At 61.6% G+C, this 22,615-nt stretch carries 21 protein-coding genes; 1 reads left to right on the forward strand and 20 read right to left on the reverse strand.

Annotated features, from left to right (window positions below):
- The 15 genes from BM413_RS03450 to BM413_RS03520 all read right to left on the reverse strand — a co-directional run bounded on the left by BM413_RS03450 (position 1) and on the right by BM413_RS03520 (position 14,851).
- Positions 1-1,260 carry a sugar ABC transporter permease gene (locus tag BM413_RS03450; protein ID WP_091910512.1) on the reverse strand — a complete coding sequence of 420 codons (1,260 nt, stop codon included), beginning with the start codon at positions 1,258-1,260 and terminating at the stop codon, positions 1-3.
- On the reverse strand, positions 1,257-2,075 hold the full coding sequence (locus BM413_RS03455) for an ATP-binding cassette domain-containing protein (protein ID WP_091910514.1): 819 nt from the start codon (positions 2,073-2,075) through the stop codon (positions 1,257-1,259). Before BM413_RS03455 ends, BM413_RS03450 begins: the two co-directional genes overlap by 4 nt.
- 72 nt (positions 2,076-2,147) lie before the next feature.
- Entirely contained in the window at positions 2,148-3,215 is a 1,068-nt protein-coding gene (locus BM413_RS03460; protein WP_175544250.1) for an ABC transporter substrate-binding protein, read from the reverse strand.
- 198 nt (positions 3,216-3,413) lie between these two features.
- On the reverse strand, positions 3,414-4,298 hold the full coding sequence (locus tag BM413_RS03465) for a helix-turn-helix domain-containing protein (RefSeq protein ID WP_091910517.1): 885 nt from the start codon (positions 4,296-4,298) through the stop codon (positions 3,414-3,416).
- Between the two features lie 229 nt (positions 4,299-4,527).
- The gene (locus BM413_RS03470; RefSeq protein WP_091910518.1) at positions 4,528-5,235 is read right to left on the reverse strand and encodes a ribonuclease activity regulator RraA; all 708 of its coding nucleotides are present in this window, start codon (positions 5,233-5,235) and stop codon (positions 4,528-4,530) included.
- Entirely contained in the window at positions 5,228-6,169 is a 942-nt protein-coding gene (locus BM413_RS03475) for an aldose epimerase family protein (RefSeq protein WP_091910520.1), read from the reverse strand. Before BM413_RS03475 ends, BM413_RS03470 begins: the two co-directional genes overlap by 8 nt.
- Positions 6,166-6,972: an NAD-dependent epimerase/dehydratase family protein gene (locus tag BM413_RS03480; RefSeq protein ID WP_091910522.1), complete on the reverse strand. Its 807-nt coding sequence runs from the start codon at positions 6,970-6,972 to the stop codon at positions 6,166-6,168. The genes BM413_RS03475 and BM413_RS03480 overlap by 4 nt, the downstream gene beginning before the upstream one ends.
- Position 6,973: 1 nt before the next feature.
- Positions 6,974-7,846, reverse strand: a complete 873-nt coding sequence (locus tag BM413_RS03485) for an SMP-30/gluconolactonase/LRE family protein (protein ID WP_091910524.1) — start codon at positions 7,844-7,846, stop codon at positions 6,974-6,976.
- Positions 7,846-9,048 (reverse strand): mandelate racemase/muconate lactonizing enzyme family protein, encoded by a 1,203-nt coding sequence (locus BM413_RS03490; RefSeq protein ID WP_091910526.1) that lies wholly within the window; start codon positions 9,046-9,048, stop codon positions 7,846-7,848. The genes BM413_RS03485 and BM413_RS03490 overlap by 1 nt, the downstream gene beginning before the upstream one ends.
- 49 nt (positions 9,049-9,097) lie before the next feature.
- Positions 9,098-9,937 carry an ABC transporter permease gene (locus tag BM413_RS03495; protein WP_091910527.1) on the reverse strand — a complete coding sequence of 280 codons (840 nt, stop codon included), beginning with the start codon at positions 9,935-9,937 and terminating at the stop codon, positions 9,098-9,100.
- Between the two features lie 5 nt (positions 9,938-9,942).
- Complete coding sequence (locus BM413_RS03500; RefSeq protein WP_091910529.1) at positions 9,943-10,839, reverse strand: ABC transporter permease; 897 nt, start codon at positions 10,837-10,839, stop codon at positions 9,943-9,945.
- A 7-nt stretch (positions 10,840-10,846) separates the two neighbouring features.
- Positions 10,847-11,914, reverse strand: coding sequence for an ABC transporter ATP-binding protein (locus BM413_RS03505; protein ID WP_091910530.1), 1,068 nt, complete (start codon positions 11,912-11,914; stop codon positions 10,847-10,849).
- A gap of 79 nt (positions 11,915-11,993) precedes the next feature.
- A complete protein-coding gene (locus BM413_RS03510) occupies positions 11,994-13,175 on the reverse strand; it encodes an extracellular solute-binding protein (protein ID WP_091910532.1) in 1,182 nt (393 codons plus the stop codon).
- 78 nt (positions 13,176-13,253) lie between these two features.
- Positions 13,254-14,165, reverse strand: coding sequence for a dihydrodipicolinate synthase family protein (locus BM413_RS03515; protein ID WP_091910534.1), 912 nt, complete (start codon positions 14,163-14,165; stop codon positions 13,254-13,256).
- On the reverse strand, positions 14,162-14,851 hold the full coding sequence (locus BM413_RS03520) for a GntR family transcriptional regulator (RefSeq protein ID WP_175544232.1): 690 nt from the start codon (positions 14,849-14,851) through the stop codon (positions 14,162-14,164). The genes BM413_RS03515 and BM413_RS03520 overlap by 4 nt, the downstream gene beginning before the upstream one ends.
- 98 nt (positions 14,852-14,949) lie before the next feature.
- Between BM413_RS03520 and araD the strand changes: the two genes are divergently transcribed.
- Entirely contained in the window at positions 14,950-16,686 is a 1,737-nt protein-coding gene (gene araD / locus BM413_RS03525) for an L-arabinonate dehydratase (RefSeq protein ID WP_091910536.1), read from the forward strand.
- Positions 16,687-16,791: 105 nt separating this feature from the next.
- Here the strand turns inward: araD and BM413_RS03530 are convergent, their stop codons facing one another.
- The 5 genes from BM413_RS03530 to BM413_RS03550 are packed head-to-tail and all read right to left on the reverse strand — an operon-like array spanning position 16,792 to position 22,555.
- Entirely contained in the window at positions 16,792-18,036 is a 1,245-nt protein-coding gene (locus BM413_RS03530) for a Gfo/Idh/MocA family protein (RefSeq protein WP_091910538.1), read from the reverse strand.
- 13 nt (positions 18,037-18,049) lie between these two features.
- Positions 18,050-19,075 carry a LacI family DNA-binding transcriptional regulator gene (locus BM413_RS03535; RefSeq protein ID WP_091910539.1) on the reverse strand — a complete coding sequence of 342 codons (1,026 nt, stop codon included), beginning with the start codon at positions 19,073-19,075 and terminating at the stop codon, positions 18,050-18,052.
- A 2-nt stretch (positions 19,076-19,077) separates the two neighbouring features.
- Complete coding sequence (locus BM413_RS03540) at positions 19,078-20,070, reverse strand: ABC transporter permease (protein ID WP_091910541.1); 993 nt, start codon at positions 20,068-20,070, stop codon at positions 19,078-19,080.
- Positions 20,067-21,053 (reverse strand): ABC transporter permease, encoded by a 987-nt coding sequence (locus tag BM413_RS03545; protein ID WP_091910543.1) that lies wholly within the window; start codon positions 21,051-21,053, stop codon positions 20,067-20,069. Before BM413_RS03545 ends, BM413_RS03540 begins: the two co-directional genes overlap by 4 nt.
- A complete protein-coding gene (locus BM413_RS03550) occupies positions 21,053-22,555 on the reverse strand; it encodes a sugar ABC transporter ATP-binding protein (RefSeq protein WP_091910545.1) in 1,503 nt (500 codons plus the stop codon). Before BM413_RS03550 ends, BM413_RS03545 begins: the two co-directional genes overlap by 1 nt.
- Positions 22,556-22,615 lie beyond the last annotated feature (60 nt).

The following is a 22,615-nucleotide window of genomic DNA, read 5'->3' on the forward strand; positions in this document are numbered from 1 at the left end:
TCAAGCGCGGCCATGGGAGACGCGCGAACGGCGCGCGAGCGAGTCGACGATGACTGCAATGGCCAGTACGGCGCCGGTGATCATATAGCGAAGCGACGATGACAGATCGAGCAGCGTCAGCCCGCTGGCGATCGACTGGATGACGATGATGCCCAGCAACGCCGAATAGGCGCTGCCCCGGCCGCCAAACAGGCTCGTGCCGCCGATCACTGCCGCGGCGATCGCATTGAGATTGACGTCACCGGTGCCGGCCTGCTGGCTTGCAGATGCAAGGCGCGAAGCGGCGAGGATGCCGCCGGCGGCAGCAAGCACCGAACACATCACGAAGGCGCTGGTGTAGGTAAGCCGCACATTGATGCCGGCGCGGCGCGCTGCCTCGCGGTTGCCGCCGACAGCGTTCATCGAGCGGCCCCATTTCGTCCTCGTCAGCAGGTAGTTCATCGCAACGACCAGCCCGACGAAGAGGCCGAACATCCAGGGAATGCCGCGATCCTGATTGAGGTAGAAGACGATCAGTTCCAGCACGACGGTGATGACGATCGCGCGAAGGAGCAGGCTGCCAAGCGATTGCGAGGACAGGCCGGCTTCCTTGCGCCGAGCCGCCGTGCGGAAGCCAGTGATGAACGTCACGATGCCGGCGACGGCTGCCAGCGCGTAGGCGATTGCGTGCGGCATGACCAGCGTCTGGCCGAAGTTCACAACAGGTGAGCCGTAGGGCAGGTTGATCGAGCCGGTCGAGCCGAGGATATAGAGTTGCAGGCCAAGTATGGCGAGCAGTCCCGCCAGCGTCGAGACGAAGCTTGGCATTCCAAAGCGGTTGAACAGCATGGCATAGAGCGAGCCGATCGCCGCGCCGACAGCCAGTGCTGCGAGAATGGCGAGCAATACCGGCCAGCCCTGGTTGACCCAGAGCACGCCGACCATGGCAGAAGCAAAACCGCTGACCGAGCCGACGGACAGGTCGATCTCGCCAACCATCAGGATGCAAACGATCCCGAGTGCAATGACGCCCACCGTCGAGCAGTCGAAGAGCAGGTTGACGAGGTTGTTGCTCGAAAGGAAGATCGGATTGAGGCTCTGGAACACCGTCCAGATGATCACCAGTCCGACGATGACGGGCAGCGATCCGAGGTCGCCCGAGCGGACGCGGTCGAGAAAGGAGCTGACAGCACCCCCAAAGCCGGCCTGGTGCTTCACGCGTTCGTCGCTGCGGTCGAGCAGGGGTGCAGCCAGAGTGCGGTTTTCGATATCGTTGGTCATGGCTGCGTCTCCTGCCCTTGCTCGCGTTGGGCCTGGCGTCGTCCGGCGCGGCGGGAAACGGAATTGTTCGAAGCGCCGGTGATGGCGCTGACCAGATCCTGGTTGGATGCGTCGGGATAGAAAATGCCGTTGTTGCGCCCCAGCCTCAGCACGACGATGCGGTCGGCCACGGCGCGCACGTCTTCCATGTTGTGGCTGATCATGACCACGCCGAGCCCACGGTCGCGGACCCGCTCGATGAGATCCAGCACCTCGGCGGTCTGCGCCACGCCAAGTGCGGCGGTCGGTTCGTCGAGCAGAATGAGCTTCGGGTCGAGCAGCAGCGACCGCGCGATGGCAACCGTCTGGCGCTGGCCGCCGGAAAGCGAGGCCACCGGCTCGCGGACGCTGGGTATGCGGGCTGACAGCTCATTGAGAAGCGTCCAGGCCTTGATTTCCATGGATACCTCGTCGAGCCGCAACGGATTGAGCTCCTTGCCGAGGAAGATGTTGGCGACCACGTCGAGGTTCTCGCACAGGGCCAGATCCTGGAAGACGGTCGCAATTCCGAGCCGCAGCGCAGCACTCGGGTCGGGGAGCGTCACCTCCTTGCCGCGAAACGCGATCGTTCCCGAGCTCGGCTGATGCACGCCGGCGAGTACCTTGACCAGTGTGGATTTGCCGGCGCCGTTGTCGCCGACAAGTGCGACGACCTCGCCCGCATGCACGTCAAGATCGATGTCGGTCAGTGCCGACACCGCGCCGAAATTCTTGGAGATACCGCGCAGGCTGAGCACCAGTTCGCTCGTCGAGGTTCCGTCAGATGGGTCCGTCATGCGGGCAAGCCTTTTTGAGTGAACCGGACGTCTGGCCGCCTTGGGCGGCCAGACGGTGGCAGAGAGGAACGATCAGTTTCCGATGCCGAGCTTCTTGCAGCCCTCGGCGTAGCGGCCCGAGCAAAGCTCTTCGGCGGTCGCGATCTTTTTGTCGATGATCTCGGCCTTCAGGTTCTCAGCAGTGACCACTGCCGGAACGAAAAGCTGGGACGGGGTATCGTACAACGTCGTTTCGGCCTTGGGCGTCTCGCCGGCAAGCAGCTGCACGGCAACGTTTGCCGCAGCCGCAGCCACGATCTCGCTCGGCTTGGAAATGGTGTTGTACTGGTCGCCCGCGATGATGAGCTGCAATGCTGCAAGCGTCGCATCATTGCCGGTCACCGGCGGCACGGGGTCGACGCCAGCCGCCTTGAACGCTGCCACAGCGCCGCCGCCGGTGCCGTCATTGGCGGCAACCACGCCGAGGATTTTCTTGCCGAAGCGCGTAATCTGGCCGCCGGCCCATTGCTGCGCCTTCGGCGGCGCCCATTCCGGGGTGTCGTACTCCGCCAGGATCGGATAGCCGCTGTTGTCGAGCCCGGCGTGAATGCCCTTCTTGATAAGGCCGGCGGCAGCATCGGTAGGCGAGCCGTTGATCTGGAGAACGCCGCCGTCGCCTGCCTCGATGTTCTTCGATTTCAGGTGGGCCACCAGCGATTCCGCGATCGCCTTGCCGATCCCTTCATTGTCGAAGGAGACGTAAAAGTCGGCCGGCGTGGAGGGAATGGGCCGGTCATAGGCGATGACCTTGATGCCCTGGCTCTGGGCCGCCTTGACGAGTGAAGCCGCCGCCGTCGAGTCGACCGGGTCGAGAACGATCACCTTCGCGCCTTGCGAGATCACCGAGTTGAATTGCTGCTGCTGCCGCGAGGCATCCGCATCGGCGTTCTGGTACAGGACCTTGCAGGTGGAACACAGCTTGGTCATTTCGGCGACGAAGCCGGGATGATCATGCTGTTCGTAGCGCGTGGATGCCTGGTCCGGCATCAGAAACGCAACGGTGGCGTCAGAAACCTTCGCGTTTTGTGCAAACGCCGCTGACCCGCTCAACAGCGCCAATGCCAGCGCAGCCAAGCCAGTGGACTTCCATGAATATGTCATCATTTGATCTCCTCCGTTTCGAGATATTGTTGTAATGCTGCCTCGGACTCGCATGTCGCCTACCGGCTATTGCAATTCCTCGGCTTTGCCGCGGATTTGCGGCGGCAGATACAAGACAAAAGGCTCCTCTTCGCAGACCGCATGATGCGTGTCCGCGTTCTGTAATCGGCCTGCGGTGTTCCTCCCCGATCCTCCGTTCTATGCGGCTTTGGCCGCGTTGATATTGTCTGCCAACAGTCGTCTGAACCGGGATGGCGGCATGCCTTTCTCCGCCAGGAATTGCCGGTTGAAATTCGAAAGATTGTTGAACCCGACACCGAAACAAATGTCGGTGATCGAGGCCTGCTCGTCGCTCATCAGAAGCTGACAGGCCAGGTTGATGCGCAGCCGCTTGACGTATTGAACCAGCGACATGCCGGTATGGCGGCGGAAGGCTCGCGAGAAGGCGCTGGTCGATTGTCCCGCAATCGCCGCAAGATCCGCCTCGCCGAACGGCCGCGTGAGGTTCTCGCGGATAAAGGCCAGAGCCTTGTTGATGCCGGCGGACATATAGCCCGACGGATCAGGCAGATAGCCGGCGCTGGCAAGCACCTGCGCTCCCTGCGCGCGACTGAGCAAGCCCACGATCATCATGAACAGTTCGATGCGCCGCACCCCTTGGGCTTGCATCATCTCATCCATCATTGGCGACAATTGTCTGCTGGTTTCGCTGCTAAACAGAACACCACGTCTGGAGGATTCCAGAACCGGTCCCACTCCTGTGAGTTCAGGCAAAACCTTCATGGCATCGGCGATGAAATTCTCGCTGAACTGGATGATGCGTCCACGAAGCGGAATGCTGGATCCTTCCGGAATATCGCTTACCCAATTGTGCGGAAGATTGGGGCCCGTCAGCACCAGATTGCCGGGCTCGAACTCTCCTATGAAGTCGCCAACGAAGTAGCGCCCGCTGGTGGAGACGACCTGGTGGAGTTCATATTCCGGATGAAAGTGCCAGCGCACCGTGTGATACGGATAGCCGTGTGACCACGCCTTGAAGGATTCACCTCGTCGAATCTGGACGACTTCCAGGTCCGGTTCCATGTCCGTTTCCTCCGGGCGAACGCGGTCATTGCCGCAATACGCCCCTGCTCCCGGTCGGCCGAATTCGATCCGGCTCTGCACTTGGAGATAACGGTAACCCTTCGCTACATCGAGCGCCACCACGTTTCGAAGATGACTATGATACTTTTTTGACCGTGTAGGCGCCCATATTTGCGAGATTCGAAATGCGCTCAGCGCTGCCGGAGATGAAACGCCGTGACTGTCTTGCTTATCGGCGGGCCTTCCAGGCCTCAAACTTCGCTACGGCTTCACTGGTAGTCGGCGGATACAGGCCGAGAATGGAATGCCCTTGCAAAACCTGTTCCTGGACGAAGTCCTCAAACATCGTCATGCGAACGGCCTCATCGGCAATCTCACCCGCAAGATGCGCCGGGATGACGACGACGCCTTCTCCATCGCCGACGACGACATCGCCGGGATAGACGGGCACGTCGCCGCAGCCGATCGGATTGTTGATGTCGAGTGCGTGATGAAGCGTTAGGTTGGTCGGCGCCGAGGGCCTGCGGTGATAGGCAGGCATCTGAAGCTGCGCTATTTCGGGCGAGTCGCGAAAGCCGCCGTCCGTCACCACGCCGGCCACGCCGCGCATCATCATTCGCGAGACGAGGATGCCACCGGCTGAGGCGGCGCGTGCGTCCTTGCGGCTGTCGATCACCATGACGGCACCGGGCGGACATTCCTCCACGGCCTTACGCTGGGGATGCTCGCGGTCTTCAAAAACCTGAATGCCATCAAGGTCTTCGCGCGCCGGGATGTAGCGAAGCGTGAAGGCCTCGCCGACCATGTTGGGCAGGCCCGGATTGAGCGGCCGCACATCCTGAATAAACTGATTGCGGAAATTGCGCTTGAACAGGGCTGTCGTCAGCGTCGCGGTGCTGACGCCCTTCAACTTCTCGCGTGTGGCTTCGCTAAGCATTCGCGTCTCCTGTGGAACTGGTTTGGGAAGATTCAAACTGAGAAGCAGCGATCCGCATCAATCCCGAGAGGCTTTCTCCAGGTTCGAGCACGGTCAAATCGCCGAACCGGGCAAAAGCCGGTGTATTGCAGACATTCGGAACGTGGCTGACCGGTTCGATGCAGACCACGGCGCGGTCGTCCGGCGCAAAGACCTGCAGGTTGCCGAGGCAACCCGCTGCCGACAGCGTGATCCTGACGGCCATTTCGGGCAAATCCAGCACAGCCGCTCTGGGCGACCAGTTTGCAAAATGCGCGTCCAGCCAGCGCATGGACCCAAGCGCAACCGGCGCAGAAAAATCGTATATCTCGGCTGAATCGCAGGCAACTTCCGGCAGCCCGCGCTCGCTGCGCGTAAAACTCGTATCGGCGCGAAAGCTTAGCCTCGCCTTCGGCGTCCGCGTGAACCATGGGTGATAGCCGAGCCCGAACCGTAACCTTTTCGCGCTGCGATTGGTGATGGTCAGCGAAAAGTTGACGCCTGAAGCATCGATCTCGATGGTCTGCGTCAGGTCATAGTCATAGCCCGAAGCAGCGTCGCGGCATTCATCGCGTGTTGACAGGCGGGAGGCCGCTCTTTCCGTAAGCACCCACTTACGGTTTCGCGATAGCCCGTGAATTGCATTGTTCTCCGCCGGGCGGTTGACCGGAAAGTGGATAGTCCGCCCATCGAACGGGAACGAGCCGTCTGCGATGCGGTTGGCGAAGGGGGCCATGACGAAGCAGCCTGCCTTGAACGGAACACTGTCTGCAACCGAAGGCACGAGCAGAGCGTGGGACCGTCCGTCCGGTGCAGTCCAGTCGAGAGACAGCACCGAAGAGCCGAGCGTGACATCCATGGCGAGGGCATAGCTGCCATGCCGCAGCAACACTGGATCGAGGCCTATCGAACTCATGGCGTATCCCGTGAGAAACCCTGCGCGCAAAACACGCCGCCCTGATAGCGCTCGGTGATCGCATCGTCGGTTCGGATAGAGGCGATCTTTTCGGCGAAGTCCTCGGCGTTGTCCCGAGGCTCGTAGCCGATGCGTTCGCGGTCGTCCGCTTCCCACCAGGAGCGCGTATTGGCAGACGCTCCCCAGACGACAGCATGGCCAGTCTCGGGAGCATCGATCGCGGCACAGGCAAAACGAAAGAGATCATCGTGGGAGAGCCAGGTCGAAAGATGGCGCGCCTCGACCGGCTCCGGAAGGCATGACCCAATGCGGATATGCACGCTTTCCACGCCATGCTTGTCGAAAAACATCCTGCCAAGGAGCTCGCCATAGGCTTTCGACAGTCCGTAATAGCCGTCGGGCCGATAGGGCATATCGGTGTCCAGCATCGTTCCGCGCTCATAAAAGCCGATCGTGTGGTTGGAGCTGGCGAAGACGACACGCGCCTTCTGCCGGTGCGCGGCTTCAAACAGATTGATGATGCCGACGATGTTGGCCGGCAGAATTTCCTCGAACGGCTTTTCCACGCTAACACCGCCGAAATGCAGGACGCAGCCGATCCCGTCCATGATGCCGGCGACGGCTTGGGCATCGGACAGGTCGGCCCGCACGAACGACGCGTCCTTTGGCAGCGGATCGGGAAAGGGCATAATATCGGAAAGGCGCAAGGCATAGCCGGCAGCGGCCAGCCGCGGGGCCAGCATGCGCCCGAGTGCACCGGAAGCACCGGTCAGCAGGACGTTCTTCCGCGAATTGTCTGTCATTTCAGACGCCTTTCATGCGGAACACTGGTGTTCCGGCCACAGCGGAGCGGGCCGCAAACACACTGCCCGATTGTGGGAAGCGGCCCAGCAACTGCGGGTCGACCGCGCGATGGGAGGTGACGGCCAGCGTCTTCAGGTCCGGGCCGCAGAAGCATGGCATGGTCGGAGCCGGAGCGGGCACTTCGTGACGCTTGATGATGTTTCCGTCGCGATCAAAGCGGTTGAGCACGCCGGCGGAAACGCCGGCGCTCCAGTAGCAGCCGTCCGCATCGCAGGCACCACCATCGGGCCTGCCCGTCGCCTCGTCGAGATCGGCAAAGCGGTGCCGCTTGCCGAGAGCGCCGGCGGCGGGATCGAATTCGTAGCGGTCAATGGAAGGGCCGCGAGAGTCGGAATGATAAAGTGTCCTGCCGTCTGGCGACCAGGCAAGCCCGTTGGAGACCTTGAACCCCTGGGTCATGACCGCGTGGTTGCCTTGAGCATCAATCCTATAGAGGCGGCCCAACGTTTTCTTCTGCGGGCGGTCGTCCATGCTGCCGACCCAGAAGCAACCGTCCGGCCCGACCTTGCCGTCGTTGAGCCTATTGGTTTCCGGCTCGGGACCGGGCGTGCAAAGCACTTGCCGATTGCCGGTTTCGGGGTCGAAAAGGATCACCTCGCGCGCCAGCGCAATCACCAGCCTGCCGCTTTCGCAAAGGCCGAGCGAAGCGACTTCCGTCTCGAAATGCCATTGCCGCGACACGCCCTTTTCCAGATCGATTTCGTAGACTATGCGGTCGAGAATATCGCAGCAGAAGAGCATGCCGCGCCGGTCGTCCCAGACCGGGCTTTCCGTCAACGAACCGCGGATGTCGGCGATACAGTCGAATTGCATCAGGCGCCTTTCGCGTCCGTCTTGCGACGGATCACGTCCTTGTGGTTGAGCACGAATTCGCTCAGTTCCAGCCCCAGTCCGGCACCTGCGAAGGGATAGATCAGGCCATTCTCGATGCGCGGCATGACGGTGACGAGATCGCGGTACCAGGAGGTGTAGTAGGCGCGAACCGATTCCTGGAAGACGGCGTTCGGCACGTTCAGCGAGAGGTGAACGGAGGCGGCGAAGACCACCGGCCCGGTGCAGTCGTGGGGGGCGACGGGACGCTGAAAAGTCTCGGCCAGTGTGGCAATTTTCTTGGCTTCGCTCAATCCGCCGCACCAGGAAATATCGAGCATGACATAGTCGACCGCCTGCTGCCGCAGCACCTCGAGGAACTGCGAACGCGTGGCCAGCGTCTCGCTGGCGCAGACCGGCACGCCGGACCGCTCAGCAAATGTCGCAAGGGCTGCCGGGTCCTGCATCTTCATCGGATCTTCCAGCCAGAATGGGCGGAACTGCTTCAGCTCGCGGGCGATTGCCAGCGCCGATGGCAGGTCCCACATCGAGTGCATCTCGACCATCACCTCCATCCTGTCGCCGACGGCGTCGCGGATCTGGCGGAAGGCGTTGAGCCCTTTGTCGAGATCGCTGCGATGGATGAAATTGCCGCCGCTCGCCACCGCATAAGGGTCGAGCGGCCAGATCTTCATCGCGCTGATGCCTTCCGAAAGCAGGCTTTCAGCCAGCGCACCTGCATCCTTGTGGAAGGCGATCTGGTCTTCGTAGGGGCCTTCGGCGACGTCGTTGTCGCCGACATAGCGGCGCGCGCCCTGCTTGTTGTAGGTATAGCCGGCGCAGGTGTTGTAGGTGCGGATCGACTGCCGCGACAGGCCGCCCAGAAGCTGGTGGATCGGCTGGTTGGTGACCTTGCCGAAGATATCCCACAACGCGATGTCTATTGCCGATGCAGCGCGGATTTCCACGCCTGAAGAGCGGAACCCGACATAGGGTTCGGTCAGCAGCTTGGAGATGCGGTCGATCTCCAGCGGGTTGGTGCCGACGAGCAGATTGGCGACGTCGGAATGCAGATAGGCGGCAACGGCATTGGTGCCGCGAAAGGTCTCGCCGAGGCCGGTGATGCCCTCGTCGGTGTGGACCAGCACCCACAAAATGTTGTTCAGGTGCGGAAGCTGGACGGTTTCGATCGCTGTGATTTTCATGTCGGTATGCCTGCGAAAGGTAAACCCGGCGCCATGCGCCGGGCTTTGTTCAATGTGATATCTGCTTGGGCCGGGCGACGATCTGCGTCGGGTTGACGAAGCGCAACGCGACAAGCAGCCAGACGAGCGTCGTGACCATATAGATTACCGCCATGGCGTCGATCGACTGCACGGCGCGGACACCAGCTGCGAAGACGGAATAGTAGAGCGCGACCACCAGCGTCTGGCTCGTCGGGCCGGCCGTCAGGAAGGTCAGCTCGAACATCGCCACCGTGCGCACCAGCACCAGAAGCAACGAGGCGAGGATGCCGGGCAGAAGCATCGGCAGCAGCACGTGGATGAACAGCCGGAAGGTTCCCGCACCGAAGACGCGCGCTGCAGCTTCCACCTTGGGGTCGATCTGCTCTATGAAGGGTATCATCACCAGGATGACGAAGGGCACGGTAGGCACGAGATTTGCCAGCACCACGCCCCAGAAAGTGCCGCCGACACCGAACTTGTAGAGCACGGTGGCAAGCGGAATACCGAAGGTGATGGGCGGGACCAGAAGCGGCAGCAGGAAGATGAACATCACCAGCCTCTTGCCCGGAAAATTGCGCCGCGCGATGGCGTAGGCCGCCGTGACGCCCAGCAATCCCGACAGGATCACCACCATGAAGACGATCTGGAACGTCACCAGAAGGACGTGGCTGAGCTGGAACTCCTGCCAGGCGGCAAGATACCAGCGCGTCGTGAAGGCTTCCGGCAGCCATGTACCCAGCCAGCGCGTGCCGACCGACGACAGGACGACGGTGGCAATCATCGCCAGAACGTTGATGACGAAGAAGCCGACCACGGCCCAGACAGCGGTGATCCAAAGCTTCGCGCCAAGGGATGTGTCGCGGATCATCAGCCCTACCCTTTTCCGCCAGCGGTCGAGCCGCGATAGAACATGTTTCGGATCGCCAGAACGCCGAGCACCACGAGCAACTGGACGGCGGCCATGATCATGGCGATCGAGGAGGCCATGGAGTCGTCATATTGCTCGAAGGCGGCCTGCGCTGCAGCGATCGAGATCACGCGCGTTGGTCCCGAAGGCGCACCCAGCAGCACCGCTGACGGAAAGACTGCGAAGGCCTGCACGAAGGTCAGGCAGAAGGCGACCGCCAGCCCCGGCACCAGAAGCGGCAGCATGACGTGCCGGAAGCGCTGCCAGCTGCTGGCGCCGTGGGTCGCGGCGGCCTGCTCAAGTGCTGGATCGATGCCGGTGATGTAGGACAGCGTCAGCAGGAAGGTGAACGGGAATACCGTGATGACCAGCGAGACGAAGACGCCCCAGTAATTGTTGGTGAGCTTCAGCGGGCTGTCGACCATGCCGATGAACATCAGCGTTCGACTGAACCAGCCCTGCGGGCCGAGATAGTTGAGCAACCCTTCCGCCACCAGAACGGTGCCAAGCGTCACCGGCAGCACGAGGATGGTGGTGAGCAACCTTTGCCGCTGCAACAGCCTGACACGCAGAGCGATCGGTATGGCGAAGACGAGGCTGATTATCGACACCGGCACCGCAAGCCGCAGCGTGGCGGCGATGGTGTTGTAGAGGAACGGATCGGAGAAGAATTTCCGATAGTTGGCGAGCGCGCCACCACCTTCCAGCGGCTGGAACGACAGCACGAGGCCGTAAAGAAAGGGATAGACGAACACCCCCAGGACGAACAGCAGGGCAGGCAGCAGCATAAGCGTGACACCGTCGATGCCGTGCAAGGCGAGGCGCTGTCGGAGCGAATTTTTGTGGCGGGCAGGATCGGTCATGGCCGCCTCACGCCGCAAAGACCAGCGCGCGGTCGGCGTTCACCGAAAGCGAGATGCCGCTGCCGATTTCGGTGAATGTCGGCGAATGGAAGATCAGTTCGAGCCCGTCCGCAGTGCGCGCCGTGCCGACGAATTCGCGGCCGCGATATTCGATGGTCTCAACAGTGGCGGCCAATGTCTGCGGGCCAGCTTTTGCAGCCGCAATGTCATCGCCGCGCGCCATCAGGATCGCATCGTCGCCCGGTTTCACGTCCTGGCTCGCCATGCCGGCAATCGTCGAGCCGGCTACCGAAAGCGTGACACGGTCGCCTGTGCGGCCCGTCACCTTTCCGGGCATGTGGTTGCGGAAGCCCATGAACTCGGCAACGTCGATATGGGCCGGCTTTTCATAGAGCTCATGCGGCACGCCGACCTGACGGATGCTGCCTTCGCGCAGCACGACCACCCGGTCAGCCAGCGAAAGCGCCTCATCCTGATCGTGCGTGACATAGATGGTGGTCGCGCCCAACTGATTGTGGATGCGGCGGATTTCGGTGCGCATTTCTAGCCGCAGCTTGGCGTCGAGATTGGACAGCGGCTCGTCCATGAGCACCAGCGGCGGCTCAATTACGATGGCGCGGGCGATAGCGACGCGCTGCTGCTGGCCGCCCGAAAGCTGACCAGGAAGCTTGTGCCCCTGCCCCTGCAGCCGGACCAGAGCCAGCGCATTCTCCACCTTCTGGGTGATCTCGACCTTAGGAACGTTGCGCATCCTCAAGCCGAAGCCGACATTCTGGTTGACCGTCATATGCGGAAACAGCGCATAGTTCTGAAACACCATGCCGAAGCCGCGATCCTCCGGCTTGAGCTGATCAATGCGCTTTTCGTCGATGTAGATGCCGCCGTCCGTCGTGGCGAGCAGGCCGGCAATGCAGTTCAACGCGGTGGACTTGCCGCAGCCCGAAGGCCCAAGGAGCGCGATGAACTCGCCCTTGCGAATGGAAAGCGAAACGTCGTGCAGCGCATTGAACGCGCCGAAGGTCCGGCTCATCCTGTCAAGGCGGAGCTCTTTGAAGGGGTGTGATGCAAGCTGCATGATGGGTTATCCCGTCGGGCGGCCCGCGCGAGCGGACCGCCTATCGATGCTGTTATCGGTCGGGTGGGAAAAGGCGCGGTCAGCCCGCGGCCACTTCCTCGTCCCAGCGACGGAAGGCCGTCACCAGTGCTGCCGGTTCGAGCGGCAGTTCGATCGGATTGTTGGCGATCCAGTCCGCATATTCGGGACGCCCGTATTCGGCGATAACGTCCTGGCTTTCCTTCGGCGCCATTTCGAGCGTCACATCCTTCACCGCCGGGCCGGGATAGAAATAACCCTTGTCGTAGGTGTAGGCCTGCTGCTCGGGCTGCAGCGCGAACTTGATCATGTCGAGCATGACCGCGATCTTTTCGTCGGCCACACCCTTGGGAATGCTGAGGTAGTGAGCGTCGCAGACCCAGTGGAAGCCCTTCAACATGCCGACCTTGGCTTCCTTCGGCACGACACCGAGAGCACGCGGATTGATGTCCCACCCCGTCGTGGTGACGGTCATGTCGCGGGTGCCTTCGCCGAATTCCTTCATCAGCGCACCGGTGCCTGCCGGGTAGTATTCGATGTTCTTGTGCATTTCCTTCAGATAGGCCCAGGTCTTTTCCCAGCCATTCGTCGGGTCCGTAGGATCCTTGTCGCCGAGCAGATAGGGCAGGCCCATCAGGAAGGTGCGTCCGGGGCCAGAATTGGCCGGGCGCGCATAGATGAATTTCTGAGGGTTCTCCTTGGTCCAGGTCAGGAGTTCTTCAGCCGTGGTCGGAGCCGTCTTCACCTTTTCCGGCATGTAGGAGATCAACGGGCCGGACGGATAATAGGTGACTGTAACGCCCCTGCCCTTCGACAGGCCCTGCATGCGATAGGCTGGCTCCTGATAGATTTCCTTGAAATCGGGAAGGCCGGTGTCGGTCATCGAGCCGATGTCGACCCAGATATCATCGGCAAGCCCGGCCGAAAGCGCGTCCGGGCCGATGATGACCATGTCGATGTCGACGCGGTTGGCACGCTGCTGCGCCTTGATCTTGCCCGGCAGTTCCGGCGACGGCGCCTTATTGAAGATGATGTTCGATACCAGCTCAGGATGTTTGGCCACGTAATTGTCGAAGATCGGCTGCGTCAGCGCCAGATTACCGGCCGCATCGATGATGTTGAGGGTAACGGGAGACGACGGCAGCTTGAGGCCCTGCGCAAAAGCGGATTTGCCCAATACGGACATGCTGGCAACGGTGGCGGCGCCACCGAGAAAATGACGCCGTGAGATCGGGAATTTCATGTGTTCCTCCACAGTTTCGTTGTTCAAAATCCGACGAAAGTCCTCCCTTCCGCCGGCTCTCCTCCTGGCACTTATGCTTCAGGATGCCTTCCGCTCCTCCCAGCCGGCGAGGATCGCCGTGAGATGCGATCGATCGGCCGGATCGAGAGCGACAAGCCCCGGCAGGCGTACCTGACCGACCGGGAAATTCCGAATTTGCAGCGCTTCCTTCACGACGGTGACGTTGGCGCCATTGTTGTATTTGGTTCTGAGCTTCTCGAATTCGGCGATGGTCGCGACGAGCGCACGCGCCCTCGGATAGTCGCCGGCCTCGAGCGCCCGCCAGATGGCCAGCGAACGATAGGGATCAACATTGACCAGACCCGAGGTGAAGCCACGTCCACCCAGCGCATAGAAGGGTGCTGCCCATCCCTCAGCCAATCCACAAATCCAGATCGCATCGGTGCCCTCGGTCGCGCGCACGCATTCGGAGAACAGCTGGGTGTTTCCGGACGCAAACTTGACGCCCGCGATGTTTTCATGCGTCGCCATGCGGACGAGGTCGGCAAGCGGGATGGCATCTGACCGTACATAGGCGACTACAGGCAGATCGACGGCTTCGGCAATCGAGATGAAGTAATTCGCCTGCGCATGGGGTGCTGCGAAGGGATCGAGCGGATGGTGAACCATCACGCCATCGGCTCCCGCCTTCTTGGCGAGCGATGCGGTGGCGACCGCCTCGCGAATGGAACGGCCCGCTGCCGCGGTCACGGCGGCCTTTCCGTCCACTGCCTGAATGGCGATGGACTGAAGCCGCACCACTTCATCGAAGGTCAGGCTGTAGAACTCGCCCGTGTTGCCGCCCGAGACGATGTTGTGAATGCCTGCAGCCGCAATGTTGGCGACGATGCGCGTCGTCAGGGCCTGATCGATCTCGCCGGCTGTGTCGTAGGCCGTTACATGAACGCCAGAAATGCCCTGCAGCGCCCGACGGTATTCACTAAGGTTCATTTGCGTTTCTCCGCAGGGGTATAGCTGAAGACGGTGATCAGATGCTTCTCGCCGGCGAGCATGACGTGTTCGCGCATGAGGCGTTCGGCCTCGTCTTCATTGCGCTCGGCGATGGCGATCATGATCGCTTCATGCTCGGCGAAGGAGCGCACCCGCTCGTTCTCGTCGGCGAGCACTGTGATGCGCGCGGCGTGATCGTACATGCGCTGTCCGTTTTGCAGCCGGCGCAGATATTCACAGCTGGACGCATCGTGAATGGTGTCGTGGAAAAACTCGTTCAGCTCGATCAGGCGCGCGATATCTGGCGCCTGCAGGGCAGCGCGCATCTGCTCGATATGCGTCTTCATCAATGCGATTTGCGCGTCCGTCGCGTGCCTTGCAGCCTGCTGCGCCATCACGCTTTCAAGCGCGGCGCGGGCAAGCATCATTTCCTCGGCCTGACGCGCATTGAAGGTGACGTAGCTGCCCCGGCGGGCCTCGGTACGGACCAGCCCCTCCGTCTCCAGCTGCCGTAGTGCCTCCTTCAGCGGGGTGGTGCTGATGCCCAGCTCGGCGGCAAGCTGGCGCTCGTTGAGCTTTTCATCGGTACGGAAACGGCCGGATATGATCGCCTCGCGCAGCGTATCGTGGACGTGATCACGCAGGCTTTTCAGATGGATAGGCTCAAGCCGCCTTACGATGCTCACGCGTTTTGCCTCCCGACAGCGCCGAAAACGCCTTGACTTCTATCAGTTGAAATTTGATATATCAAGCTGTGAAATATCAGATTTCAGGGAGGAAATCCATGGCGGGGAAGCGTGACCCGAAGACGCTGCGCAGCTATCGCTGGCTGGGCGTCGACGATCTCCGAGCGTTCGGCCACAGGTCGCGCATGCGCCAGATGGGCTTCGACGCCCAGGACTGGGACCAGAAGCCGGTCATCGCGATCATCAACACATGGTCGGAGATAAACCCGTGCCACGCGCATTTCCCCGAACGTGTAAAATGGATCCGCAAGGGCATCGAGCAGGCAGGCGGCCTTCCCATCGAACTGCCGGCACTCAGCCTGTCCGAACCCTTCGTCAAGCCGACCACCATGCTCTACCGCAACCTCCTCGCCATGGAGTGCGAGGAACTGATCCGCAGCCATCCCATTGACGGCGTAGTGCTGCTCGGGGGCTGCGACAAGACCACGCCGGCCCTGATCATGGGCGGCGTTTCGGCCGGCCTGCCGATGATCTATGTTCCAGCCGGACCGATGCTGCGCGGCAACTGGCGCGGACAGACACTGGGCTCCGGTTCCGACACCTGGAAATACTGGGACGATCGGCGCGCCGGTGTCATCACCGATCGCGACTGGGCCGAGATCGAGAACGGCATCGCTCGTTCGCCCGGCCACTGCATGACGATGGGCACGGCCAGCACAATGACCGCCTTCGCAGAGGCGCTGGGCCTTTCCCTGCCGGGAGCAAGCTCCATCCCCGCCGCCGACGCCAACCATGCTCGCATGGCATCGCAATCGGGACGGCGCATCGTCGACATGGTCTGGGAAGACATCACCCCGGACAAAATCATGACGAAGGCGGCTTTCGAAAATGCACTGATGGTGCAGATGGCGATCGGCGGCTCCACCAATGCCATCGTCCACGCGCTCGCCATGGCGCGCCGCGCCAATGTCGACATGACGCTCGACGACATCGATGCGATCTCGCGCAAGGTGCCGGTCATCGCCAACATCCGGCCATCCGGAAAGACCTACCTGATGGAAGATTTCTACTATGCCGGCGGCATCATGGGGGTCTACAGCCGCCTGAGCGGCGTGCTGCACGCGGAGCCGGTGAATGTCAGCGGCGAGACAATGGGTGAGATCGCGGCGCGCGGCGGCGTCTATGAGGACGACGTCATCCGGCCGCTCGACAACCCCGTCTACAAGGAAGGCGCCACCGTCGTGCTGCGCGGCAACCTCGCTCCCGATGGCTGCGTCATGAAGCCGGCGGCATCGGAGCAGCGCTTTCTGAAACACACCGGCCGCGCCCTGGTCTTCGACAGCTATCCGGAAATGAAGAAGGAGATCGAGCGCGACGATCTGGACGTGACCGTCGACGACATTATCATCTTGCGCAACGCCGGTCCGCAGGGCGGTCCTGGCATGCCCGAATGGGGCATGCTGCCGATCCCGAAGAAACTGGTGAAGCAGGGCGTGCGCGACATGCTGCGCATATCGGATGCCCGCATGTCGGGAACCAGCTACGGTGCCTGCATCCTTCATGTCGCGCCTGAAGCCTATATCGGCGGACCGTTGGCGCTCGTGCGAACCGGCGACACGATCAGCATCGACGTTTCCGAAAGAACCATCCACCTGAATGTCCCGGACGAGGAACTGGCCTCACGCCGCGCAAATTGGAAGGCCCCGCCGCCACGCTATGAACGCGGCTTCGGCTGGCTTTCCGCCGGGCATATCACCCAGGCGAACAAGGGTTGCGATTTCGATTTCCTCGAAACGCAATTCGGTAAAGCCGTTCCGGAACCCGATATCTATTAAGGCCGGTGGAACAGTCGAGTTTGCGCTTGTATGGGTTTGTTCCACCCAAAGCGCAAGGGCATCGTCAATGCACACAAGGCCTCCAATAGACATCCAGGCCCATATCTAACTAACGTGTCGCGCCACGACCGGCACGTAGTCTTCGAGTTCTGGCGCCGGGAAATGCACGGTCTCGCCGATCTCGGCTGAGCGGTAAAGCGCCATCATGATCTCGACCACCGCCAGCCCATCTTCGAAGGTTTCCAAAGGCGTCTTGCCCTTGCGGAAGCACTCGGTCATATGGCGGTTCTCGTCTGTGTAACCATAGACGCCAGCCTCATCTTCCAACACTGGCATCAGGCCCTGTTCGGCATTCTGCTTTTCGACAAGGTCTTCGCCTTCGAAGCCGGTGACCGCGCGCGACATGAATATCTTCAGGCCGGTGTTCAGCGAATTGAACTCCATCGCATATTCGGGTCCGAGCAGTTCAAGCTGGATGCGCAGGCCCGCCCCGACATAGGCCCATGAAGTCGTCGCCTCGATCATCAAGTCGTTACCCTGCTCATCCTCCAACGTGACGGTCGCGCGGGCAAAATCCTCGGAAGGATGGTTGCGATAGTCGACGCCGCTGCCGTAGCGCTGCTTGAGCTGGTCGGCATAATGCGGCCGCGTCCATTTCAGATTGGCGACCGTGCCGTTGACCGACTTGACTGTCAGCGATTTGCGCGGGGCGCCCGGCTCGGTGAGAAGATGCCGAGACACCTCGACCGAATGGCACATCATGTCGGAAAGCACGCCGCCGCCCTGCTTGTCGCCCTGCCAGAACCAGGCTTCGTGCGGGCCGGAATGTTCTTCGGCCGCGCGCGCCAGATAGGGTCTGCCCGTGGCCGATGCAGCGCGGCGCCAGACGATCTCCTTGCCGCGCATCACCGGCGTCGAAAACACCTGGTTTTCGAGATAGCCGTGATTGAGCTTTGCATCGTTGGCGAGCCGCAGCATCTCGCGCGCTTCGGCAACGGTGCGAGCAAGCGGCTTTTCGCAGGCCACCGCGAAGACCTTGCTGCGGCCGGCCGTGACTTCGGCATGGATCGTCCGCATCACATCGAGGCGGGTGTAATTGGGCGAAAGAATCCAGATCGCATCGACGGTTTCGTCGTGCAGCAGGCTTTCCAAGCTGTCATGGCTTTTGCATGCACCGAGCCCAAGCTCTGCCGCCAGCGCCGAAAAATGCGCCCGGTTTTCAGCCTTGCGGCTGTAGACACCAACGACATCGATGTTGCGCACACCGACCAGGGACTTCAGGTGAAACTGGGCGATGAAACCGGTGCCGACGAAGCCGACGCGCAGCCTCTCTCTGGGCAGATTGCTCATGCGTTATTTCCTTTCAATTTTCGGATATCTTGGCCGGGCCGGTGGATCCACGGATTTGCAGCGTCGTCGGCATTTCAACCAGCGCCTCAACGCTGCCTTCGCCATTCATCAGCTTGAGAAGCTGTCCCATCGCCCGCTTGCCTATGTCGGCACGCGGCTGGCTGACGGTGGTCAGCGGCGGATAGAAGAAAGCGCTGAGAAACAAATCGTCGAAGCCGACGACGGAGACATCCTTCGGCACATCGAGACCAAGGCTCCGCAACTCGTTGATGGCGCCGAACGCCATTTCGTCATTGCCGACGAACAGCGCCGTCGGCTTGTTCTTACGGGAGAATAGTTCCCGGCAAAGGGCGGCGCCCGAGGGGATCGTGTAGTCGCCGATCGGCTCATAGCCATCCGGCACATCAAGCCCCGCCTCAGCCATTGCCGCGCGATAACCGTCACGGCGGCGAACGCTCATCACTTCGGGAACAGGCCCGCAAATATGTGCAATTCTTTTGTGGCCGAGCGAGATAAGATGGCGCACGGCATTCTTCGCTGCAGCCACATTGTCGATCTGCACATGCGGCAGGGCGCAATCTTCGATGACTTCCAGCGCCACCACGATCGGCAGCCGAGCTACCCGCTCGCGATCGTTGGCATGGCTCGACGGCAACTTGCCGTTCATCAGGATCATGCCGTCGGCATGGCCGTCGCGCAACATGTCGAAATATTCGAGTTCGCGGTCGGGATGGTTTTCGGTGTTGCCCATCAGCACGGAATAACCGGCCTCGCGCGCTGCCGTTTCCACGCCCTTGAAGATTTCGAGATAGAACGGGTTGCTGACATCGCGCACGACCAGCAGCACGGCCATGGATTTCTGCGTGCGCAGATTGCGCGCGCTGACGTTGGGTCGGTAGTCCAGCGACTGCGCGACTTCGCGTATCCGCGACAGCGTCGGCTCGGCAACAAGTCCGGAATCGGTCAGCGCCCGAGACACCGTCGCCGGAGAAACGCCGGCACGCAACGCGATATCCTTGATCTTGGCCCGGCTGCTCACGATCAGCCCCGCATCGCCCTGCCACGTCCATAAAACAGCATCAGCACCAAAAGCGTGGCGCCGAACACCATCTGCCGGCCGGATTCGTCGATATGGATCGTGGTCAGGATGCTTTGCAGGATGACCAGCAGAACCGCTCCCGCCATTGTGCCGGTGTAGCCGCCCTTGCCGCCGGCAAGCGGCGTTCCGCCGAGCACGACGGCGATGATGGAAGGCAGCATGTATTGCTCGCCGACATTGGAGAAGGACGAGCCGGAATAGCCGAGCAGGCACACGCCGGCGAGTGCCGCAAAAGCGCCCGAGAGCATGAACAGGCCGACGCGGATCGTCTTGACTGGCACGCCGGCCATGAAGGCTGCCTGCTCATTGGAACCAATGGCATAGATGCGGTAGCCGAACACCGTGCGCTTCAAAAGGAACGCCATCAACAGGCCGATCGCGACCCACAGCCAGATGATGCCGGGCAAGCCGAACAGAAACGGCTGCGTGACGAATTGCGACAGGCCGGGCGCTGCACGTCCGGAGGGAATGCCGTTGCGGATGACGACGAGCAGGCCCTGCAGGACACCGAGCATGCCCAACGTCATCACCAGCGGCGGGATGCGCAGCAATGTAACGCCAAGCCCGTTGAACAGGCCGAACAGCGCGCCGACGCCGACGCTGACCAGTATCGCCGGCAGGATGCCGCCATCGGCGCCGTTCATCACATTGCCGGCAAGGATTGCCGCCAGCGAGACGATGCCGCCGACCGACAGATCGATGCCCTCGCGCCCACCGAGGATGACAAGATTCTGGCCGGCTGCGACAATGCCCATGACCGAGGCGACGATCAGCAGCCGCAATATCTGCTGCGCCGAGGCAAACCCCGGCGACAGGGCTTCGCCCAGCGCGAGGAGAAGGACAATCAGGATGAGGGCGACGACCAGCGGCCGCTTCACGAATTCGACCACACGCGACGATGCGCCGTTCGTGGACACTGCGGTTTGAGTGTTCATGAGCGCGCTCCCCGACTGACGAGGATGCCGGCCATCAGCGCGATCAGTATGGCGAGGCCCTGTACGAGGTTCTGCCACTCCGAAGGTGTGCCGACGAAGAACACCAGCGAATTGATGAGGCCGATGATAAGTGCGCCGACCAGCGAGCCGGTGACCGTGCCGGCGCCTCCCGAAAGGGCCGAACCGCCAAGCACCACCGCAGCGACGCTGAACAGCGTCATCTTGCCTCCGACCAATGGGTCGCCGCTCGCCGTGTCTCCGGTGATGCAAAGTGCTGCCAGTGCCGAGAACAGGCCGCACAGCACATAGCCCTTGATGCGGATGAGCGTCACCGGCAGGCCTGTCTGGAAGGCAGCAATCGCATCGTCGCCGACCGACAGCATCTGCGTCGTCAGCCGCGTCCGCGCCAGAATGCCGAGCACGATGGCAACTGCCGCGACCACGTAGAACACGAAGGGAATGCCGAAATAGGTACCGCCATAGGTCAGCCAATAGGCTTCCGGCGCCGGCGTTCCGGCCACCGGCAGCACGTAGAGCGCAAGCCCGGTGAAGAAGATGCTTGTGGCAAAGGTCGCAACGATCGCCTGCAGCCTCAGCCCCGCGATCATGATGCCGTTGATTACCCCGCAAACCACACCGGTCAACACGCCGACCAGACATGCGGTGATGACGGTAAATCCGCTACCACCCCATTTTTCCATGAGGACGATGATGACGACGTTGACCAGCGAGACGATGGCCCCGACGGAAAGATCGATGTCGCCGGCAAACACCACATAGGTCTGCGCCACCGCCAGCAGCATCAATGCCAGATAGGTGCTGAACAGGCCTGTGACCGAACCAAAACTCAGGCTGCGCGGCTCGAAGAAACCGTTAAGCGCAACAAGGGCCACAAGAATGACAAGTGCCGGCACGAAGGGAAAGCGGTGGAGAACGTTTTTAAGGGACACGGCATTTGCGGAGGAGGAAACGGTCTGGTTCATCAGGCGGCCTCGTAGGCTGCGTGGTAGAGATTGTAGCGGGTACGGTCCGCGCCGGACAGTTCGCGCGTCACCGAACCGCTGTTGAACACAAGGATGCGATCGGCATTGTTGAGAAGCTCGGCGTCCTCAGACGAATAGAGAATGATACCCAACCCCTCCGCCGCCAGCTTGCGGATCAGCATGAAAAGATCGATCTTGGCGGCAAGATCGATGCCCTTGGTCGGGTCGTCGAGGAGGAGGATATCAGGCCGGTCGATCAGCCAGCGGGCAATGACTATCTTCTGCTGATTGCCGCCCGACAGCGAATTGATCGGCTGTTCCAGCCCCTGGAATTTTGTCTTGAGCGCCGTCAGCGGCTGCATGGCGCGCTCGCGCAGGCTGGCCGGACGCGCCAGCGCAAGACGGTTGCGCAGGAAGTGGATCGGGGTGACGTTTTCGAGGATCGGCCTTCCTTGCAGGATGCCGTCGCGGCCGCGATCGCCAGAGACATAGGCACAACCATGGCTGATCGCCTCGCGCGGCGACTTCATTGCCAGTTCCTTGCCGTCGAGTGTGATCGTGCCGACCTGATGCGGCGAGGCGCCGAAGATCGAGCGCATCACCGCAGACTGGCCCTGCCCGTGCAGCCCGCCGAAGCCGAGGATTTCGCCCTTGGCAACCTCGAAGCTGATATTGCGAAAACCAGGTCCGCTCAGGTTCCTGATTGAAAGCACGGCGTTGCTCGATGTTTCATGCGCCGGCGGCGCTACCGAAGGTGCAGCAAGATCGTCGCGGTCACCCACCATCTGGCGGATAACCGAAGCCTGATCCGTCTCTGATATCTTCGATGTTGCCACCGTCTCGCCGTCGCGGATGACTGTGACGCGGTCACCGATCGAGAAAATCTCGTCCATGCGGTGAGAAATGAAAACGATTGCGCGGCCCTTATCCTTGAGCCGCCGCAAAATCTCGAAGAAGCGATCGACCTGCGCCCGGTCCAGTGCTGACGTCGGCTCATCGAAGATCAGGATAGAGGCTTCCGTCGCCAGCGCCTTCATGATCTCGACCAGCTGGCGCTGGTCAGCACGCAGGGTGTGAACCGGCGCATCAGCGGAAAACCCCTCACCTGCAACATCCGAGAAATCCGCAATATAGCGCGCCGCTGTCGCTTCAAGTGCTGCGCGATCCACGAACACGCCACCCATCACCGGCAGAGCAGCAAGACAGATGTTCTCTGCCACGGTGCGGCGCGCTGACAGCGAAAGCTCCTGGTAGAAAATGCCGATGCCGAGTGCGCGTGCCTCCTGTGGGCCGTTGACGCTGACGGGCTCGCCGTTGAGTAGCACCTCGCCAGCGTCCGGCTTAACGCTGCCGGCAACGATCTTGCACAGCGTGCTCTTGCCCGAACCGTTCGAGCCGATCAGTACGTGCACCTCGCCGGGAAGAAGATAGAGATCGCCACGGCGCAAGGCGAGCGTCGCGCCATATGCCTTGCGCGCGCCGCGTATCAGCAGCTCGGACATTGTTTCTGGTTCCTATCGAGTGGGTTCATCCCGGTCAGGATGGCCTCATCTCTGTGTGTT

This window comes from Mesorhizobium sp. YR577, from assembly GCF_900116595.1.
Lineage (GTDB): Bacteria > Pseudomonadota > Alphaproteobacteria > Rhizobiales > Rhizobiaceae > Mesorhizobium_M.

Excerpts from the sequence above, each read along its gene's own strand:
- BM413_RS03480 (WP_091910522.1), bottom strand. The coding sequence starts at position 6,972 with ATGACAGACAATTCGCGGAAGAACGTCCTGCTGACCGGTGCTTCCGGT.
- BM413_RS03465 (WP_091910517.1), bottom strand. The coding sequence starts at position 4,298 with ATGGAACCGGACCTGGAAGTCGTCCAGATTCGACGAGGTGAATCCTTC.
- BM413_RS03515 (WP_091910534.1), bottom strand. The coding sequence starts at position 14,165 with ATGAACCTTAGTGAATACCGTCGGGCGCTGCAGGGCATTTCTGGCGTT.
- BM413_RS03475 (WP_091910520.1), bottom strand. The coding sequence starts at position 6,169 with ATGAGTTCGATAGGCCTCGATCCAGTGTTGCTGCGGCATGGCAGCTAT.
- BM413_RS03550 (WP_091910545.1), bottom strand. The coding sequence starts at position 22,555 with ATGTCCGAGCTGCTGATACGCGGCGCGCGCAAGGCATATGGCGCGACG.
- BM413_RS03490 (WP_091910526.1), bottom strand. The coding sequence starts at position 9,048 with ATGAAAATCACAGCGATCGAAACCGTCCAGCTTCCGCACCTGAACAAC.
- BM413_RS03455 (WP_091910514.1), bottom strand. The coding sequence starts at position 2,075 with ATGACGGACCCATCTGACGGAACCTCGACGAGCGAACTGGTGCTCAGC.
- BM413_RS03450 (WP_091910512.1), bottom strand. The coding sequence starts at position 1,260 with ATGACCAACGATATCGAAAACCGCACTCTGGCTGCACCCCTGCTCGAC.
- BM413_RS03545 (WP_091910543.1), bottom strand. The coding sequence starts at position 21,053 with ATGAACCAGACCGTTTCCTCCTCCGCAAATGCCGTGTCCCTTAAAAAC.
- BM413_RS03530 (WP_091910538.1), bottom strand. The coding sequence starts at position 18,036 with ATGAGCAATCTGCCCAGAGAGAGGCTGCGCGTCGGCTTCGTCGGCACC.
- BM413_RS03540 (WP_091910541.1), bottom strand. The coding sequence starts at position 20,070 with ATGAACACTCAAACCGCAGTGTCCACGAACGGCGCATCGTCGCGTGTG.
- BM413_RS03510 (WP_091910532.1), bottom strand. The coding sequence starts at position 13,175 with ATGAAATTCCCGATCTCACGGCGTCATTTTCTCGGTGGCGCCGCCACC.
- BM413_RS03460 (WP_175544250.1), bottom strand. The coding sequence starts at position 3,215 with ATGACATATTCATGGAAGTCCACTGGCTTGGCTGCGCTGGCATTGGCG.
- BM413_RS03495 (WP_091910527.1), bottom strand. The coding sequence starts at position 9,937 with ATGATCCGCGACACATCCCTTGGCGCGAAGCTTTGGATCACCGCTGTC.
- BM413_RS03470 (WP_091910518.1), bottom strand. The coding sequence starts at position 5,235 with ATGCTTAGCGAAGCCACACGCGAGAAGTTGAAGGGCGTCAGCACCGCG.
- BM413_RS03485 (WP_091910524.1), bottom strand. The coding sequence starts at position 7,846 with ATGCAATTCGACTGTATCGCCGACATCCGCGGTTCGTTGACGGAAAGC.
- BM413_RS03500 (WP_091910529.1), bottom strand. The coding sequence starts at position 10,839 with ATGACCGATCCTGCCCGCCACAAAAATTCGCTCCGACAGCGCCTCGCC.
- araD (WP_091910536.1), top strand. The coding sequence starts at position 14,950 with ATGGCGGGGAAGCGTGACCCGAAGACGCTGCGCAGCTATCGCTGGCTG.
- BM413_RS03505 (WP_091910530.1), bottom strand. The coding sequence starts at position 11,914 with ATGCAGCTTGCATCACACCCCTTCAAAGAGCTCCGCCTTGACAGGATG.